The 17,019-nt window shown below is 59.8% G+C and carries 11 protein-coding genes and 1 tRNA gene; 9 read left to right on the forward strand and 3 right to left on the reverse strand.

The annotated features are described in order from the left end of the window. Positions 1–6: 6 nt before the first annotated feature. Together DXB44_RS06170 and glgB are read right to left on the reverse strand one after the other, a co-directional pair. Entirely contained in the window at positions 7–1,926 is a 1,920-nt protein-coding gene (locus DXB44_RS06170) for a hypothetical protein (protein WP_118658107.1), read from the reverse strand. Positions 1,927–2,062: 136 nt separating this feature from the next. Continuing rightward, on the reverse strand, positions 2,063–4,018 hold the full coding sequence (glgB, locus tag DXB44_RS06175) for a 1,4-alpha-glucan branching protein GlgB (protein WP_118658108.1): 1,956 nt from the start codon (positions 4,016–4,018) through the stop codon (positions 2,063–2,065). Positions 4,019–4,249: 231 nt separating this feature from the next. Between glgB and DXB44_RS06180 the strand changes: the two genes are divergently transcribed. From DXB44_RS06180 to DXB44_RS06220, 8 genes are all read left to right on the forward strand, one after another. Continuing rightward, positions 4,250–5,611, forward strand: coding sequence for an alpha-amylase family glycosyl hydrolase (locus DXB44_RS06180; RefSeq protein ID WP_118658109.1), 1,362 nt, complete (start codon positions 4,250–4,252; stop codon positions 5,609–5,611). Positions 5,612–5,911: 300 nt separating this feature from the next. Beyond that, a complete protein-coding gene (locus tag DXB44_RS06185) occupies positions 5,912–6,430 on the forward strand; it encodes a transcription repressor NadR (protein WP_118658110.1) in 519 nt (172 codons plus the stop codon). 96 nt (positions 6,431–6,526) lie between these two features. Next, on the forward strand, positions 6,527–7,078 hold the full coding sequence (locus DXB44_RS06190; protein WP_055186714.1) for a TetR/AcrR family transcriptional regulator: 552 nt from the start codon (positions 6,527–6,529) through the stop codon (positions 7,076–7,078). 378 nt (positions 7,079–7,456) lie between these two features. Beyond that, entirely contained in the window at positions 7,457–8,872 is a 1,416-nt protein-coding gene (locus DXB44_RS06200) for an extracellular solute-binding protein (protein WP_118658112.1), read from the forward strand. Between the two features lie 34 nt (positions 8,873–8,906). Next, positions 8,907–11,942, forward strand: coding sequence for an EAL domain-containing protein (locus tag DXB44_RS06205; protein ID WP_118658113.1), 3,036 nt, complete (start codon positions 8,907–8,909; stop codon positions 11,940–11,942). 61 nt (positions 11,943–12,003) lie between these two features. Next, positions 12,004–12,951 carry a GTP-binding protein gene (locus DXB44_RS06210; RefSeq protein ID WP_118658114.1) on the forward strand — a complete coding sequence of 316 codons (948 nt, stop codon included), beginning with the start codon at positions 12,004–12,006 and terminating at the stop codon, positions 12,949–12,951. A gap of 219 nt (positions 12,952–13,170) precedes the next feature. Then, on the forward strand, positions 13,171–14,295 hold the full coding sequence (locus tag DXB44_RS06215; protein ID WP_118658115.1) for a Gfo/Idh/MocA family oxidoreductase: 1,125 nt from the start codon (positions 13,171–13,173) through the stop codon (positions 14,293–14,295). Further along, a complete protein-coding gene (locus DXB44_RS06220) occupies positions 14,288–15,313 on the forward strand; it encodes a Gfo/Idh/MocA family oxidoreductase (RefSeq protein WP_118658116.1) in 1,026 nt (341 codons plus the stop codon). Before DXB44_RS06215 ends, DXB44_RS06220 begins: the two co-directional genes overlap by 8 nt. A gap of 222 nt (positions 15,314–15,535) precedes the next feature. Here DXB44_RS06220 and DXB44_RS06225 read toward each other — a convergent pair whose 3' ends face one another. Further along, positions 15,536–16,558, reverse strand: coding sequence for an aminotransferase class I/II-fold pyridoxal phosphate-dependent enzyme (locus tag DXB44_RS06225; RefSeq protein ID WP_118658117.1), 1,023 nt, complete (start codon positions 16,556–16,558; stop codon positions 15,536–15,538). Between the two features lie 296 nt (positions 16,559–16,854). On the opposite strand from DXB44_RS06225, the gene DXB44_RS06230 reads away from it, so the two are divergent. Further along, positions 16,855–16,941 (forward strand) — tRNA-Leu (locus DXB44_RS06230). Positions 16,942–17,019: the final 78 nt, after the last annotated feature.

Genomic DNA, 17,019 nt, shown 5'->3' on the forward strand with positions numbered 1-17,019 from the left:
GCGGCGTTACAGCCCGCGGGCGGCCAGCCAGCTTTCTGCGATCTGGGAGAACATCTCCGGGTACTGGGCATCTTCTTCTTTAAAGGCGCTCAGGTAATATTCCACCTCGGCGCGGGTGGGGCTTGCGGTGCGCCGCCATATCGTAAAGGTGGTGCCGTTGCCCATATCAAAGGTGGCTTCCTGTGTAAAGTACTCGTCCCGCACCGTAAGGAACCTCTCGTTCAGCTTGTGGGAAAGCTCGCCGCTGCCCACAAAGGTCTGGGGGAAGGGGTCGGCGGTAAGGACGTACTTTGCCTCGAAGAACTGCATGGGGAAGTTGTGGGTGCCCGGCACCGAGAAACCGAAGGCCAGCTTATCGTTGATGGACATTTCGGGCAGAAGGCAGTTCTTGAAGTGATCCGGGCAGTACAGCATATCGTGGGGGATCATGTAGCTGAGCTCACCCTCGGCGCAGTGGGTGTCGATCCAGTTGGCAATGGCCTTGATCTGCGGCAGATCCTTGCGGTCGTAGATCAGCTTGTCCAGCCGGACGAACTCCGACGCCGCCTTGAGGGGGAAGTGATCCACCAGAAAGCCCGGCATCGCTACAACGGTCAGCGGAGAGCAGCGCACCGAGACGGCAAACACCAGCGTGAACACCCAGTAGAAAAGCTTGAGGTCCCGGTGCTTCTGGATGCCCTCCACCAGCGCCGCTGCGCCCAGCAAAAACAGGAGCAGCCACCCCGGCAAAAACAGCAGCATCTGGTGAGAGCCGGAGTTCTGCACCTGGATGAACAGCAAAAGGCTGATCAGCAGCTCTGCGCCCGCAAGGCAAGGCAGGGCGGGCAGACGGCGCTTTGCCGCAAACCACAGCCCCAGCCCGATCAGGATAAAGTTCAGCAGCCCGATGCGCAAAGCCTGTGCGGCAAGCTCCAGCGTAAGGCCGCCGAAATTGTAGTAAGAGTAGCGCCCGGCGTAGTCAAAGCCGAGGATCTTGCGCACCATCGGCCACAGCAGGATGAGCATGGCCACCATGCTCATCAGCCCGAACAGCACCAGATTGCGCACCTGCACAAGCGCCTGCTTTTTCTGCCCGGCCCGGGCAATGCGCACGCTGCTTACCAGCACCAGAACTGCGTAGGCAAAGTAGTAGCCCACCACAAAGTATAAGTACCACCGGCGGGAGAGGATGATGGCTGCCGTGGCGGCAAACAAAAGGCAAAAGCGTACCGGCTCCAGTTTTTCAAACCGGAAATCCAGCGTGAGCAGCAGAATGCTGAAGGCGAAGATGAGCCCGAACCAGTCCGGCTGGCTGAGCATGGCGCTCATGCGCAAAAAAGGGAAGGTGACCATCCACGTCATGCCCATGAGGAAGTACCAGAAGCGGTTTTTCACCCGTAGCATCTGCCCCACCTTGATGGTAAGCCCCGCCAGCAGCACCAGCAGCATGGGCAGAACGCTGAACACCTGACAAAAGGCAAAGCTGTCGCCGGTGTGGTCGCTCAGGCAGAAGGGAAACTCCAGAAACAGGGTGATGAAGTTGGTATAGTCCTCGGCAAAGGAGCCGAAGATGAACTGGAAGCCCGCCGCCGGGCCTTGCAGAAAGGCAGCTTCGGCACTGTACTGTTTGCTGATATAGTTGAAATAATCCCAGATGTAAACAAAGCTGCGGCGGCCAAGCGCCCAGAAAAAATAGACCAGCGCCGCCGCCCACAGGCCAACAATGATTGCTTTGTGGAACAGGTCAAATTTTACCCCCGCCACCCGCAGCACCAGCAGCACACAGGCAAACAGTGCCAGATTGCACCACAGGCTCACCAGCGGAAAAAACAACCTGCTGCCGGGCACAGCCAGCGCAAAAACGGCCAGCAGCACTGCAGCTGCCGCCAGCGCCAGTATGCACTTTGCCGCAGGAGAAGTGCGCAGTCTGGTCAGAGTATCGGACATGGAACAAGAGCCCTCCTTGCAAAGTTTCACACAATACAGTATAACAACTCCCCGGGGCACTGTCCAGCACCCCGGCGGCGAAAAATGCAGAATGTCCCGCCGCTTTCAAAGCAGACGGGACATTTTTGCATAAATATTACTGATCGGAAACTTCTGCAGCGGTCTTAGCAGCCTTTGCCGCCTTGCGCTTTTGCGCCAGCGCCCTGTTGGCGCTCAGGCGGGCGGCGTCCGGGTTCGGGGCTTCCGGGGTAAGCCGCAGCAGATAGCTGCCCATGGCGGGCAGGTCCAGCGTCAGGGTGTAGTCCCTGCCGAACACGCCGCCGTCGGTGGTGTGGAAGTTCTGCTTGCGGTGCGCCTTGTGCACGCCGCCCCAAGTGCCGGCCTCGGTGTCCAGCACCAGCTCTGCGCTGCAGGGGAACTTGAGGTACAGGGGGAACTTTTTGTGGGCGTGGTCCTGCGTGTTCATGACGCAGAGCAGGTTCTGCCCGCGCCCCTTGCGCAGCCATGCGTACACGCCCTCGGCGCAGCTTTCGTTTGCCACCCACTCAAAGCAGTCCGGGTTGTACTCGCCATCGTAGAGGGCGGGCTCGGAGGCGTAGATGCGGCAGAGGTTTGCAAAGTACTTCTGGAAGGCATCGTGGAAGGGGTATTCCAGCAAATTCCAGTCCAGCTCCCGCTTTTCGTCCCACTCCCGGAAATGTGCCAGCTCGTTACCCATAAAGTTCAGCTTTTTGCCGGGATGGGTGTACATATAAAAATACAGGGTGCGCAGCTGGGCGCATTTTTCCGCGTAGCTGCCCCACAGCTTATCAATGATGGTCTTTTTGCCGTGCACCACCTCATCGTGGCTCAGCGCCAGCAGATACAGTTCGTTGTAGAAGTAGTGCATACTGAACAGCAGCTTGCCGTAGCAGCCCGGGCGCTCGCCGAAGGGGGTGGCAAAGTAGTCCAGCGTGTCGTGCATCCAGCCCATATCCCACTTGTAGTCAAAGCCCACGCCCTCGTAACGGGTGGGGGCGGTCACCTTTAAAAAGTTTGTGGAGTCCTCCGCCATGTAGATGCCAGTGGGCCAGCGCTCGTTCAGGCCGTGGTTCAAACTGCGCAAAAAGTTCACCGCGCCCTGATTCACGCCGCGGTTGGGGTCGCCCTGCCAGTACAGCGCCCGGGAGATGGCGTCCATGCGGATGCCGTCGCAGTGGTACACGTCCATCCACAGCCCGGCGGCGCTGCTCAGAAAGCTGCACACCTCCCGGCGGTAGTAGTTGAAGTTGCAGGTGCCCCACTCGCTCTGTCCCACGTCGCTGTCGTACTCGTACAGGTAGGTGCCGTCAAACTTTGCCAGCGCGTCGGCGTTGGCGGCAAAGTGCACCGGCACAAAGTCCATGATGACGCCGATGCCCATGCGGTGGCAGGCGTTGACAAAGCCCGCAAACTGGGCGGGGGTGCCGTAGCGGCTGGTCACCGAGAAATAGCCGGTGGTCTGGTAGCCCCAGCTGCCGTCAAAGGGGTGTTCTGCCAGCGGCAGCAGCTCCACATGGGTAAAGTGGTGCTCCAGCAGCCACGGGATCAGCTCCCGCGCCAGCTCCTCGTAGTTGTACCACCCGTCCGAGCCGTCCGGTCGGGTTGCGCCGGGCTTGTGCTTCCAGCTGCCGGCGTGCAGCTCGTAGATGTTCAGCGGGCGGTTGCGGCATTTGTCCCGCCGCTCCATCCACGCGGTGTCGTCAAAGGCAAAATCCAGCTTTGTCAGCTTGCTGGCAGTGCCGGGGCGCAGCTCGGTGGCAAAGGCGTAGGGGTCGCTGCGCATCACGGTGCTGCTGTCCGCGCCATGCACGCGGTATTTGTACAGATCTCCTTCCGCAAGACCGGGGATAAAGGCGCTCCACACGCCGGTATCGGCTTTTTCCATGGGCACGCCGCGCTCCCAGCCGTCAAAGCCGCCGCACACCTCCACGGCGGTGGCACCGGGTGCCCACACGGCAAAACGCCAGCCCTCGGCGCCGTTTGGGTCGGTGCAGGGGTGCGCACCCAGAATGCGGTAGGCATCGAAGCAGTCGCCACTGAAAAACGTGCGGGGGATCACAGGGTAATTCATGCAAAGATCTCCTTACTTCTCTATGTTGACCGGCGCGCCGTGCGCCGGTTGATACAAGGCTGTTTGGGCAAACTATCCAAGAAAAACGGCTGTTTACCGGCATGATAGCCGATAATCTTAGCAAATCTTGACAAAAATCGGCAAATTTTCACATATTTGCCAAATCTTGTGGTATACTGTTGCTACTGCCGTGCAAGCGGCGCAACTTTTTAAGCAATAGAACGGGAGCGAATGATCATGGCTTGGTATGACGAAGCAGTATTTTATCACATCTATCCGCTGGGGCTGTGCGGCTGTGCGCACGAAAACGACGGCCAGCCCACCCCGGGCGCTTTTGCAAAGCTGGAAGCATGGGCAGCCCACGCGGCAGCACTTGGCTGCACGGCCATCTACATCGGCCCGCTGTTCGAAAGCGGCTCCCACGGTTACGATACCATCGACTACCGTCTGGTGGACCGCCGCCTTGGCACCAACGAGGAGTTCAAGGCCTTTGTGGCAGCCTGCCACGCCCGCGGGCAGCGGGTCATCGTGGACGGCGTGTTCAACCATGTGGGCCGCGATTTCTTCGCGTTCCAGGACCTGAAGGCAAACCGCGAGAACGCCCGCTATAAGGACTGGTTCTGCGATGTGAACTTCTGGGGCAACAACGAGTATAACGATGGCTTTTCCTACGGCAACTGGGGCGGCTACAACCTGCTGGTCAAGCTGAACCAGCGCAACCCGGAGGTGCAGCAGTACCATTATGATACCGTCCGCTTCTGGGTGGAGCAGTTCGACATCGACGGCATCCGTCTGGACGCAGCGGACGTGCTGGATTTCGACTTCATGCGCGGGCTGCGCCGTCTGGCAAACGAGGTAAAGCCGGAGTTCTGGCTGATGGGCGAGGTCATCCACGGCGATTACAGCCGCTGGGCAAACCCCGAAATGCTGCACTCGGTCACCAACTACGAGCTGCACAAGGGCCTGTGGAGCGGCCACAACGACCATAACTATTTTGAAATTGCCCACACCATGCGCCGGCTGCAGGGACTGTGCCACGACACCCGGCTGTATCTTTTCTCGGATAACCACGATGTAGAGCGCCTGCCCAACAAGCTGCGCAACCGGGAGCACATCCGGCATATCGCCATTCTGGTGTACAGCCTGTGGGGCATTCCGTCCATCTACTACGGCTCAGAGTTCGGCATCGAGGGCAAAAAGGAGTGGGGCAGCGACTGGCCGCTGCGTCCCTGCTTGGAGCTCAGCGACTACGCTGATGCAGAACGTACAAATCCTGTTACCAGTGTATACAAAGCGCTGGGGAAATGCAAGGCTGAGTTGCCGGAAATGACCTACGGCGAGGTAAAAGAATTGCAGCTTACTACCCAGTGCTACGCCTTTGCACGGGTGCTGGACGGCAAGGCCGTGGTGGCGGTGCTGAACAACGGCGATACCCCCGCACAGCTGGAGTTCCAGCTGCCGGTGGAAACCGCCAAGGTCACCGACCTGCTGGCGGACACCGTGGGCGCGCAGGAGGTGCTGGTCTCTACCGAGTGGAACCGCATGAAGGTGCAGCTGCCCTCCAATTACGCCACCCTGCTGAGATTGGAATAAACCCACGCTTAAGCCTTCACCCCTTGGGGACAGATTTCCCCCGGCCGGGGGAAAATGTCGCGCAGCGACAAAAGGGGGAGCGGGTGGCGCGCAGCGCCGGATGAGGGGTAATTCCCCGTAAGCTGCTGCTTACCTGCGCCCTCATCAGTCACCTGCGGTGACAGCTTCCCCCGTCCGGGGGAAGCCTTCAGAGGAAAATTGATTCCCGTGCCTGTGGCTGGAATAACCTTGCACATTGCGCCGCGTTTTGCTACAATAAGGAGAGAAAAGTCGTTTTACGGAAAGGAAGCCTGACCCTCTATGAATGCAGCACAGCGCAGAGAACGCATCCTGACCCGGCTGAACAGCGCCGGTGCCCCCTTAAGCGCCAGCACACTGGCGGCAGAACTGGGGGTGTCGCGGCAGATCGTGGTAGGGGATGTGGCGCTGCTGCGCGCCGGCGGGGCGCAGATCGATGCCACCCCCCGGGGCTACCAGCTGCACCCGGTGGAAAAGGGCTATACCGGCATTCTGGCCTGTGTGCACTGCACGCAGGAGGAGATGCGCCGGGAGCTGTACACCGTGGTAGATCAGGGCGGCACGGTGGTGGATGTGGCGGTGGAAAACAGCCTTTACGGCGAGATCCGCGCCACCCTGAACCTGTGCAACCGGTACGATGTGGACAACTTTATCCGTCAGGCAGCCGATGCGCCCGAGAGCCTTTTGAGCCGCATGACCGGCGGTGTGCACCTGCACACCCTGCGCTGCCCGGACAAGGACACCTTTGCCCGCATCCGCGATGCTTTGGAGCAGCGGGGGCTTTTGTACCGCAAGGAGTGACCCTGCTCCGCTTATACCCAGTATAAAAAGGCTTGTGGGGCTTGTCTATCCGCAAAACCGGAAAAATGTTGGAAAATCAACAAAAAAGCAAAAGAGGTGGGTTTTCTGGATATCCGCATTGAAAAGACCGAGCGCGCCATCAAAGAAGCCTTTATGGAGCTGCGCCGCGAAAAGCCGGTGGAGAAGATCCGTGTCAAGGAGCTGTGCGACCGCGCCTGTATCAATAAATCCACATTTTACGCCCATTATCAGGATATCTATGCGCTGGCCAACGCCATGGAGGACGAGATGGTGCACGCGGTTGTGGAAAGTCTGCCCCGCCTGACCGCCAGCGATGTGAGCGAGCGTACCGAGTGGCTGACGCGGGAGATGTTCCGCGCCTTCACCGCGCATCAGGCCGAGATCAGCGTGCTGTTCTCCGGCTCCCGGCAGGGGCTGTTCATCAACCGGGTGGAGCAGGCCATGTGCCAGTGCATCGCCCAGACCGACCCCACCTTTGAGGCAGACGTAGTGCGCAAGGTGGTGCTTTCCTTCTGTGTACAGGGGTGTTACTACACCTTTACCAGCTACTGCGGTCAGATGGACGAAAAACGCCTTGTGACCCTGCTTGCCTCCATCGCCCGCGCCGCGCAGCGGATACGGATGTAACGGGGCTGATTTTGAATGCGCGCCGCTGTGCTCTGCGCATCTTCAGAGGAATTGGTTTTTTATTTGGGATTCAGAAAAGCCTGCGGGCTTTTCTGAATCCTTTTTTCACGGGTGGGGTCGTAACCGAAAACGGCAGTTGCACCCCTCCCATAAAAATACAAAGTCGGGCAGTCTGCGGGCTGTCCGATTTTTTTGTTTTTACGGAGGGAGACACACCTTGACAAAACTACCAAAAAATAAGACGAAAATTCGTCATCTGCACTTTTTTACCAGATTTTTTAAGAAAGAGTTTACACTATGCCGGAAACAGTGGTATTATATAAAATAGTATATCATGGCGTAAAATGCGCCTGCGTACGCCGGGAGGGTATTGGCAAGATGAAGAACAAGATCTCGCGCCGCAGCTTTCTGGCGGCGGCTGCGGTCTCGGCAGCGGCACTGGCCGTGTCCGGCTGTGATGCAAAAACGAGCAAAAAAGAAGTGACCGACATCACGGTGTGGAACTACTACAACGGCGACCAGCTGGAAAGCTTCAACCGCCTTGTGAGCACCTTCAACGAGACCATCGGCAAGGCAAAGGGCATCCGGGTGTCCAGCTCCAGTCAGGGCACGGTGAACGATCTGGAAGCCAACGTGATGGACGCTGCCGAGGGCAAGGTGGGCTCTGCGGAGATGCCCACCATTTTTGCCGCCTACGCGGATACCGCTTATAAACTGGATCAGATGGGCATGGTGGTGGACCTGAAGGACTACCTGACCGAGGATGAAAAGGCCGCCTTTGTGCCCGGCTATATCACCGAGGGCGATTTTGACGGCAGCGGCAGCATAAAAATTTTTCCGGTGGCAAAATCCACCGAGCTGATGTTCTTTAACGATACCGACTGGCAGCGGTTCTCAAAGGACACCTTTGTGCGTTACGGTGCCCTTTCCACCATGGAGGGTGTGACGGCGGTGGCCGAACAGTACTACAACTGGTCCGGCGGCAAGGCGCTGTTTGGTCGGGACGCGCTGGCAAACTATATGATTGTGGGCGCAAAGCAGCTGGGCTGCGAAATTTTTGAAGTGCACAACGGCAAAATGACCCTGCACTTTGACCATGATGTGGTGCGCAAACTGTGGGATAACTACTATGTGCCCTTCGTCAAGGGGTATTTTGCTGCGAATGGCCGCTTCCGCAGCGATGACGTAAAAACCGGCGCACTGCTGGGCTGTGTAGGCTCCTGTGCCAGCGCCACCTTCTTCCCGAAGCAGGTGATGCCCGGGGACAATCAGGTCCACGATATCGAGATGAAGGTGCTGCCTGCGCCCCGGTTTGCCGGGAGTGAAAAGGTGGCGGTGCAGCAGGGCGCCGGCATGGTGGTCACCACCGGCACCGAGGCCGAGATCAACGGCGCAGTCACTTTTTTAAAGTGGCTCACCGAGCCGCAGAATAACATCGCTTTCGCGGTGGAGTCGGGCTATCTGCCGGTGACCACTGCCGCCAACGACATGGACGCCATCCGCGCAAGCGGGCTGGAACTGACCGACAATATGGAGCAGGTCCTTTCCGGCGCGGTGGAAACAGTGCGCAAAAACGAGCTGTACACCCCTACGGCCTTTGCAGGCGGCAATGCAGTCCGCAAGATACTGGAATACAGCATCGGCGATCAGGCCAGTGCCGACCGGGACACGGTGCTGGAACGCATCGCCGCAGGCCAGAGCGCGGAAGCAGCCATGGCAGAGTTTCTGACCGACGACTATTTTGAGGCGTGGTATCAGGCCACCCTTGCACAGTTACAGCAGTACGAGGGCTGACCGCCCGCAAAAAAGACGGAAAGGGGGCAGGGCGATGTTTGACGCATGGAAAGAGCGCCAGCGGCAGCGCTTGAAAAACAGACCGGAAAGAACCGTGTTCTACAATATTTTTGCCACCATGATGCTGGTGCTGGTGGTGGAGCTGCTGATGGCGGTCGCCAGCATCCTTGCCGTCAACGTGACCGGGCAGCTGGACGAAAACGCCAAGGATCTGCTTACCATGCGGGTGCGCAACCGCGCCAGCTATGTGCAGGAGATCCTGCGGAACGCGGAGGATCTGGATCAGCTGAGCGAGCAGATCACCGCCACCACCCAGCAGCTGCTGAAAAGCGGCGATATCTCGCTGGATACGCTGGATAACAGCAGCGAGCAGAGCGATGCTTTGCTGGTAGCGCTTGCCCCGCAGCTTCTGGACACCCTGCGCACAAAGCAGGTGACCGGCATCTTTCTCATCCTGAACACCCATGATCTGGACACCTGCGAGGTGGGCAAAAAAATGCCCGGCATCTACCTGCGGGATATGGACCCGGACGCCCGCCCTTCGGAGCGCAACAGCGACCTTTTGCTGGAACGCGCCAGCGCCACAGTGGTAAAAGAACTGGCCATCGGCACGGATAAGGGCTGGCAGCCCGCTTTCCCCTATCAGGGAGATACCAAGGGCGGCATCCTGCGCACGGTCTTTCAGACCGCGTATAAGAGCGGTGCCAGCCTTTCGGCGGAAAGCTATGGCCGCTGGACCACCAACTCCTACTGTCTGGCAGGGGACGACCGGCACGCCATTGCCTACTCGATGCCGCTGATCCTGCCGGACGGCACGGTATACGGCGTGGTGGGCGTGGAACTGCTCACGGACTATCTGCAAACAAAACTGCCCTTCACCGAGCTGGACGAGGACAAGGCAGGCACCTATTTTATCGTGACCACTACCGATGATGCGCTGACGGACGGCGTGCTCTCCCTGCGCAAGACCGTGACCTCCGGCGAGGATCTGGTAACGGCGGATGCACCGCTGGGCGTTTTGAACTGCCGCAGCGACGGCAACGGCGGCAACTGGGCGGAGCTGAACGGCAAGCGCTATTATATGGTGCTGGAGCCGCTGCTGGTGTATAACCGCAACGCGCCCTTTGCCGCCGAAAAGTGGTTTCTGGCCGGTACCATGGAGCAGTCGGTGCTGCTGGCTTTTTCCGACCGGGTGCGCGAGGTGCTGCTGGCTACCTTACTGTTCACGCTGGTGCTGAGCGTTTTGGGCAGCCTGCTGATCTCGGCACGGCTGGCCAGCCCCATCAACCATTTGTACCGCGAGGTGATAGACGCGCAGGAGAAAAAGACCTTCCCCCGCCTGTCACGCACGGCCATCCGGGAGGTGGACCGCTTTGCCGAGACCATTACAGAGCTGAACAGGGAGCTGGTGACCAACTCCACCAAGTTTTTGCGCATCATGGATATGGCCAGTGTGGAGATCGGCGGCTACGAGCTGCGCACCGACACCGGCAGCGTGTTCGTGACCGATAATTTCTTCTCCCTGCTGGGCAAGCCCGAGATGCAGGGCGAGCCGCTGAGCGTGCGCCGCTTCGAGGAGGTGCTCAAGGACATCCGGGAAAAGAATCCCTGTGACCACACCGCCGAGGGGGACGAGCTGCTGACCATTCAGCAGCCGGACGGGGTGCGGTACATCATGCTGCGCAGCACCATCGAGGGACACGCTAAGATCGGCCTTGCCGAGGACGTGACCGCCGCTGTGCTGGAGCGGAAGCGCATCGAGCACGAGCGCGATCACGATATCCTGACCGGGCTGTACAACCGGCAGGCCTTCAACCGGGTGTGCACCGAGCTGTTCGCCGCGCCGGAGCGCATGGGCGTGGCGGCGCTGATGATGATGGATCTGGATAACCTCAAGCACATCAACGATACCTACGGCCACGACTGGGGCGACCAGTACATCCGCCGCACCGGTCAGTGCCTGCGGGACAATACCCCCGCCGGGACGGTGTGCGCCCGCCTTTCCGGCGATGAGTTCCTTGTGCTGTTCCACGGCTACCGCAGCCGGGACGCAGTGCGGGAAAAGATCGACTGCCTGACGAAGGCCATGCAGCAGAGCGTGGCGCTGCTGCCCAGCGGCAACGCTTTGCACATCAGCCTTTCCGGCGGCATCGCGTGGTACCCGGACGATGGGCAGGACTGGGAGACCTTGAAAAAATACGCCGACTTTGCCATGTATCAGGTCAAGCACGCCGACAAGGGCCGGGTGGAGGAGTTCGACATCGGGGTGTACAACCGCGAAGCCTATGCTGAGCGCACCCGCAGGGAGTTCCGGCAGCTGCTCAGCAATGCGCAGGTGTTCTACTGCTTCCAGCCCATCTTCTCGGCGCGCAGCGGCAGGGTAGTCGCCTACGAGGCGCTGATGCGCTCCGACCTGCCCACCCTGCGCTCCCCGGCCACCATCATGAAGCTGGCGCGGGAGCAGGGCGCACTGTACGAGATCGAGCGCATCACCTTTACCAAGGCGCTGGAGACCTTTGACAGCCTGTGCCGGGCGGGCAGCGTGTCCGAGGATGCCATGCTCTTTGTCAACTCCATCGCCAACACCTGCCTGTCGCATGAGGACGGCAAATATATAAACAACCATTGGCACGAGCTGTGCCGCCGCATGGTCGTCGAGATCACCGAAGAGGAAGAAATCGACTACGAAGCACTGGAGAGAAAGCGCAATGCACCGGGCTTTTCCGGGATGTTTGCACTGGACGATTACGGCAGCGGCTATTCCAACGAGAATACGCTATTGCAGCTTGCACCCCGGTTTGTCAAGGTGGATATTACCATCATCCGTGGCATCGACACCTCGCCGGACAAGCAGCAGATCCTGCGCAATGTGGTGGCCTACGCCCACCCCCGCAGCATGAAGATCGTTGCCGAGGGCGTGGAGACCGCCGCCGAGCTGCGCACGGTCATCGAGCTGGGCGCAGACCTTTTGCAGGGCTATTTTCTGGCACGCCCGGCCATTGTGCCGGGGGATATCGCGCCGGAAGCAGCGGGGATCATCCGGGAGTTGCAGCGCCGGAAAAAAGACTGAAATACAAGCCCTCCCGGGCGCTGCGGCGCTGGGAGGGTTTTTGCAACGGAGGTAAAAAGATATGGTTCAGGTGGATCTCATCACCGGCTTTCTGGGCGCAGGCAAGACCACCTTTCTGCGCCGCTATGTGCGGTATCTGGTACAGCAGGGGCATAAGGTGTGTATTCTGGAAAACGACTTCGGCGCGGTGAACGTGGACGCCATGCTGGTGCAGGAGGTGCTGGGCCCCGGCTGCGATGTGGAGACTATCAGCGGCGGCTGCGACTGCGATACCCACCAGCGCCGGATGCGCACCAAGCTCATCGCCATGGCCATGCGCGGCTTTGACCGTGTAGTGGTGGAGCCCAGCGGCATCTTTGATGTGGACGAGTTTTTCGATATCCTGCGGGACGACCCGCTGGACCGGTGGTATCAGCTTGGCAGCGTCATCGCGATCGTGGACGCCCTGCTGCCGGAAACGCTTTCGCCGCAGGCAGAGTACCTGCTGGCTTCCGAGACCATGAACGCGGGCCGCGTACTGCTGAGCCGCGCCCAGCTGGCAGCGCCCGCCCAGTGTGCTGCCGCCGCTGCCCACTTGGAGCGTGCACTGGAAGCCGCAAAATCTTCCCGCCGCTTTGCACCCGGGGAAATCCTTGCCAAGGACTGGGATGCTCTGACCGATGCCGACCTTGCTGCCCTTGCCGCCTGTGGCTACCGGCAGGCCAGCTGCGAAAAGCTGCATTTTGACCAGCACGCGGCCTTTACCTCCCTTTGCTTTCTGGAACTGCACCTCACCCCACAGCAGCTGCAAGCCGCCGCACAGCGGCTGTTCGCCGCGCCCGAGTGCGGGCAGGTGCTGCGGGTCAAGGGCTTTGCGCCCGCCCCGGCAGGCGGTTGGCTGGAGCTGAACGCCACCGCTGCCGGCTGCACCCTTGCGCCCATCCCGCAGGGGCAGGAGGTAGTCATCGTCATCGGCGAAGGGCTGGACAAAGCCGCCATTGAAGCAAAATTGAAGGGCTACGAAAGTTAACTTTTGCAGCGTGACCCGGCGCAAAAGCCTTCACCCCTTGGGGGGAAGGTGGCTGCGAACGCAGTGAGCAGACGGATGAGGGGTGATTTCGGCAGTATCGCCCTCATCAGTCACCTGCGGTGACAGCTTCCCCCGACCGGGGGAAGCCTTCATTCGGAAAGTTGATTTTCTATTTTCAACTATAACAAAATACATTGTGGAAAAACAGGAGGGAGCATCATGCAGGAAGTACGCGCAGCCGTTATTGGCACCGGGGTCATGGGGCGCAAGTATGCCCAGATGATCGCAGAAGGAAAGGCGGGCGCATTGCGCCTGACCGCCGTGGTCTGCCGCAGCGCCGGGGCGCAGCAGTGGGCAAAGGATACCCTGCCGGATACGGTGCGGGTGTGCCCCAGCGCCGAGGAGCTGTACGCCCACGCAGAGGAGTTTGACGCCGTGCTGGTGGTCACCCCGCACAAGACCCACCCGGCGCTGGTGATGCAGGCTTTTGCCCACGGCAAGCACGTCTTGTGCGACAAGCCCAGCGCAAACGCGCTGGCACCGGCGCTGGAAATGAACCGCGCCGCCGAAAAAAGCGGCCTTGTTTTCGCCATGATGTTTCATCAGCGCCGCTACAAAAAGTATATGCGGCTTAAAAAATTACTGGATGATGGGGCGCTGGGCGAGGTCAAGCGGGTGCAGCTGGAAAACAGCCGCTACTTCCGCACATGGATGTACCACCGCTCCGGCAGCTGGCGTTCCAGCTGGGCAGGGGAGGGCGGCGGTGCGCTGCTCAATCAGGGCCAGCACATTCTGGATATCTGGCAGTGGCTGTTCGGAATGCCGGAGAGTATTTATGCCGTGATACCCTACGGTAAGTATAACAATTTCATGGTGGATGACGAGGCTACTCTGCTGATGGAGTACCCGCAGCAGCGCACGGCAACCTTTATCCTCTCCACCGGCGAGGGCAGCTACACAGAGCGGTTGGAGATCGTGGGCACCAAGGGCACTGCCCTGCTGGAAGAGGACACCCTCACCCTGCACACCTACACGCCAGACACCGAGACCTACCGCCGCACCGCCGATTGCACCGAGCGCCAGCAGCTCACCGAGACCACCACCACCGAGCAGTTCGCCCCGCAGGCAGAGCCTTACCCGGAGATGCTGGCAAACTTTGCGGACGCCATTTTGCACGGCACACCCCTGACCGCCCCCGGCGTGGAGGGCGTGCGGGCGTTGGAGCTGACCGATGCGGCTTACCTGTCTGCATGGCTGGGGGAAAAGCTCACCCTGCCGCTGGATGCAGACCGCTTTGAACAGGAGCTGCAAAAGCATATTCAGGAGGAACAGGCAAATGGCTAAGCTGCGGTTTGTAGTAGTAGGCTCCGGCTGGCGGTCGCTGTTTTACTGGCGCATCGCGCAGGCGCTGCCGGAGCGGTTCGAGCTGTGCGCCATGCTTTGCCGCACCGAGGAAAAGGCCGAAAAAATGCATCGGGAGTACGGCGTGCCGGTAAGTACCTCGGCGGAGCAGTGCACTGCCCTGCACCCGGACCTTGTGGTGGTGGCAGTGAATAAAGCGTCCATCGCCGCCGTCAGCACCGAATGGCTTGCCCGGGGCTTTGCCGTGCTGTGCGAGACCCCGGCGGCACTGGAGGAGGACGCATTGCGCGCCCTCTGGCAGCTGCACCAGCAGGGCGCAAAGCTGCAGGTGGCGGAGCAGTACTGGCTGTACCCCACGCTGGCAAAACGGCTGGCAGCAGTGCGCAGCGGCGCACTGGGCACGCCGCAGTTTGCCCGGCTGTCGGTGGCGCACGGCTACCACGCGGTCAGTCTGGCGCGGCAGTTCCTGAATGCCGGGCAGCAGCCGGTGCGGGTGACCGGCCGCAGCTGGACGGAAAAGATCATCGAAACGGATTCCCGCTGGGGTGCGGTGCATAACGGCGCACTGGTGGAAAAGACGTTGCAGCAGCACACGCTGGAATTTGCGGGCGGCGGCACGGCGTTTCTGGATTTTAACGGCGTGCAGTACCACTCTTACCTGCGCAGCACCCACACCAATGTGCAGGGGGAGCGGGGCGAAGTGTTCGATGATACCCTGCGCTGTCTGGATGCCGCCGGGGAGCCGGTGTGCCGTCAACTGACCCCGCTGCCGGACCCGCTGGCAGCTGCCGCCGCGCAGGCAGGGCTGAACGAGGACGAGACTGCCATCGCCTGTTTTCTGGACAGGATGCAGGGCTATCTTGCCGGCGGGGCAGAGGTGTACCCGCTGGCAGATGCCTTGCAGGACGCCTACCTTGCCCTGCTGATGGAGCGCGCCCTTGCCGCCCCCGGCCAGCCGGTGGAAAGCACCCCGCAGCCGTGGAACACAGAAGAACAATAAAAGAGGCTCAGGAGCACCTGTCGGCGCTTCTGAGCCTCTTTTCACGATTGGAGCCGTGACGGCAACCAGCCAGTTTTCCGTAGCAGCCCTTTCCGTGAAAACGGGACAGCGGAGCGTCCGCAGACGCTTCGCTGTCCCAAAATTATAAATATTTTTCCGCTAAAAATGCCCAAAGCAACGCGGAGGGCATTCAAATCGTTATACCCAAAAAGGAGCGCAGGATCACATCAGGTCGATCAGTGCTTCCACCTCGTCCATGCGGGTGGCCCAGCTGGTGGCGATGCGTACCACGGTATGGGTGTCATCGAACTTCTCCCAGAAGCCGAACTTTGCCTTGCCTTCCAGCGCAGCCAGCTGGGCATTTTCCAGCACAAGGAAGATCTGGTTGGTGGGGGAGTCCATAAAGAAGCGATAGCCCTTTTCCGCAAAACCGGCTTTCAGGCGGTTAGCGGTGATAATGGCGTTTTTGCTGATGGAGAAATACAGGTCATCGGTGAACAGCACGTCAAACTGGATGCCCAGCAACCGCCCCTTTGCCAGCAGTGCGCCCTGCTGCTTGACCATGGTCATAAAATGCGCCGGTGCGCCGTGGGGGAACACCACAGCCTCGCCGCACAGCGCACCCACCTTGGTGCCGCCGATGTAAAATACATCGGTCAGCCGTGCAAGGTCGGCCAGCGTCACGTCCGTGCCCTCGGCAGCCAGACCGTAGCCCAGCCGTGCACCATCGAGGAACAGAGGCATCTTATACTCCTGACACACAGCGTGCAGGGCTTCCAGCTCTGCCTTGGTGTACAGGGTGCCGTACTCGGTGGGGTGGGAGATGTATACCATGCCGGGGAACACCATGTGGTCGTGGTTGTCATCGGCGTAGAAGGTGGCCACCAGCGCCCGCAGCTCGGCGGCGTCCAGCTTGCCGTTGTGCTGGGGCAGGGTGATGACCTTGTGGCCGGTGTACTCGATGGCACCGGCTTCGTGCCCGGCCACATGGCCGGTGGCAGCAGCCACTACGCCCTGCCACCGCTGCAGCATGGACGCAATGACGATGGCGTTGCTCTGAGTACCGCCGGAGATGAACTGCACGTCGGCCTCCGGGCAGGCGCAGGCGGCGCGGATCTTCTCCCGGGCGCTGGCGCAGTAGGGGTCGGTGCCGTAGCCGGAGACCTTTTCAAAGTTGGTCTCGGTCAGCTTTTGCAGAATGGCGGGGTGTGCACCCTCGCAATAGTCGTTTTCAAAATACAGCATGGCAAAACGCTCCTCTATGTAATTGTAAGAAAACAGTACCTCTATTCTACATCGCCGCGAAAACCCTGTCAAACCCAAAACGGCGCACGGTACACGCAAGGCACCGCAAAAACGCTTACAGGATACCCGGTGCGACACTATGTTGACCGGAACCACAGCCTACGACAGTTTTTTACGAAAGTATGATTATTTCCAGAAATACGAAAAGTTTTTCAAAAAAGTGCTTGACAATTCTGCTGCATCTGGTATAATAACTATCGTTCCGAGCGTCACAGCTCACGAACACAACAGAATATGCGGATATGGCGGAATTGGCAGACGCGTTAGATTCAGGTTCTAATCGGGGCAACTCGGTGGAGGTTCAAGTCCTCTTATCCGCACCATCTTCTGAAAAGACCTTGTAAACTTTTAAAGTTTACAAGGTCTTTTTTTGCTTTCCGGCAGAAAGATGCTCGTCGAAC

It is taken from the genome of Faecalibacterium sp. OM04-11BH, assembly GCF_003482185.1.
GTDB classification, from domain to species: domain Bacteria; phylum Bacillota; class Clostridia; order Oscillospirales; family Ruminococcaceae; genus Faecalibacterium; species Faecalibacterium tardum.

Excerpts from the sequence above, each read along its gene's own strand:
- DXB44_RS06170 (WP_118658107.1), bottom strand. The coding sequence starts at position 1,926 with ATGTCCGATACTCTGACCAGACTGCGCACTTCTCCTGCGGCAAAGTGC.
- glgB (WP_118658108.1), bottom strand. The coding sequence starts at position 4,018 with ATGAATTACCCTGTGATCCCCCGCACGTTTTTCAGTGGCGACTGCTTC.
- DXB44_RS06180 (WP_118658109.1), top strand. The coding sequence starts at position 4,250 with ATGATCATGGCTTGGTATGACGAAGCAGTATTTTATCACATCTATCCG.
- DXB44_RS06185 (WP_118658110.1), top strand. The coding sequence starts at position 5,912 with ATGAATGCAGCACAGCGCAGAGAACGCATCCTGACCCGGCTGAACAGC.
- DXB44_RS06200 (WP_118658112.1), top strand. The coding sequence starts at position 7,457 with ATGAAGAACAAGATCTCGCGCCGCAGCTTTCTGGCGGCGGCTGCGGTC.
- DXB44_RS06205 (WP_118658113.1), top strand. The coding sequence starts at position 8,907 with ATGTTTGACGCATGGAAAGAGCGCCAGCGGCAGCGCTTGAAAAACAGA.
- DXB44_RS06210 (WP_118658114.1), top strand. The coding sequence starts at position 12,004 with ATGGTTCAGGTGGATCTCATCACCGGCTTTCTGGGCGCAGGCAAGACC.
- DXB44_RS06215 (WP_118658115.1), top strand. The coding sequence starts at position 13,171 with ATGCAGGAAGTACGCGCAGCCGTTATTGGCACCGGGGTCATGGGGCGC.
- DXB44_RS06220 (WP_118658116.1), top strand. The coding sequence starts at position 14,288 with ATGGCTAAGCTGCGGTTTGTAGTAGTAGGCTCCGGCTGGCGGTCGCTG.
- DXB44_RS06225 (WP_118658117.1), bottom strand. The coding sequence starts at position 16,558 with ATGCTGTATTTTGAAAACGACTATTGCGAGGGTGCACACCCCGCCATT.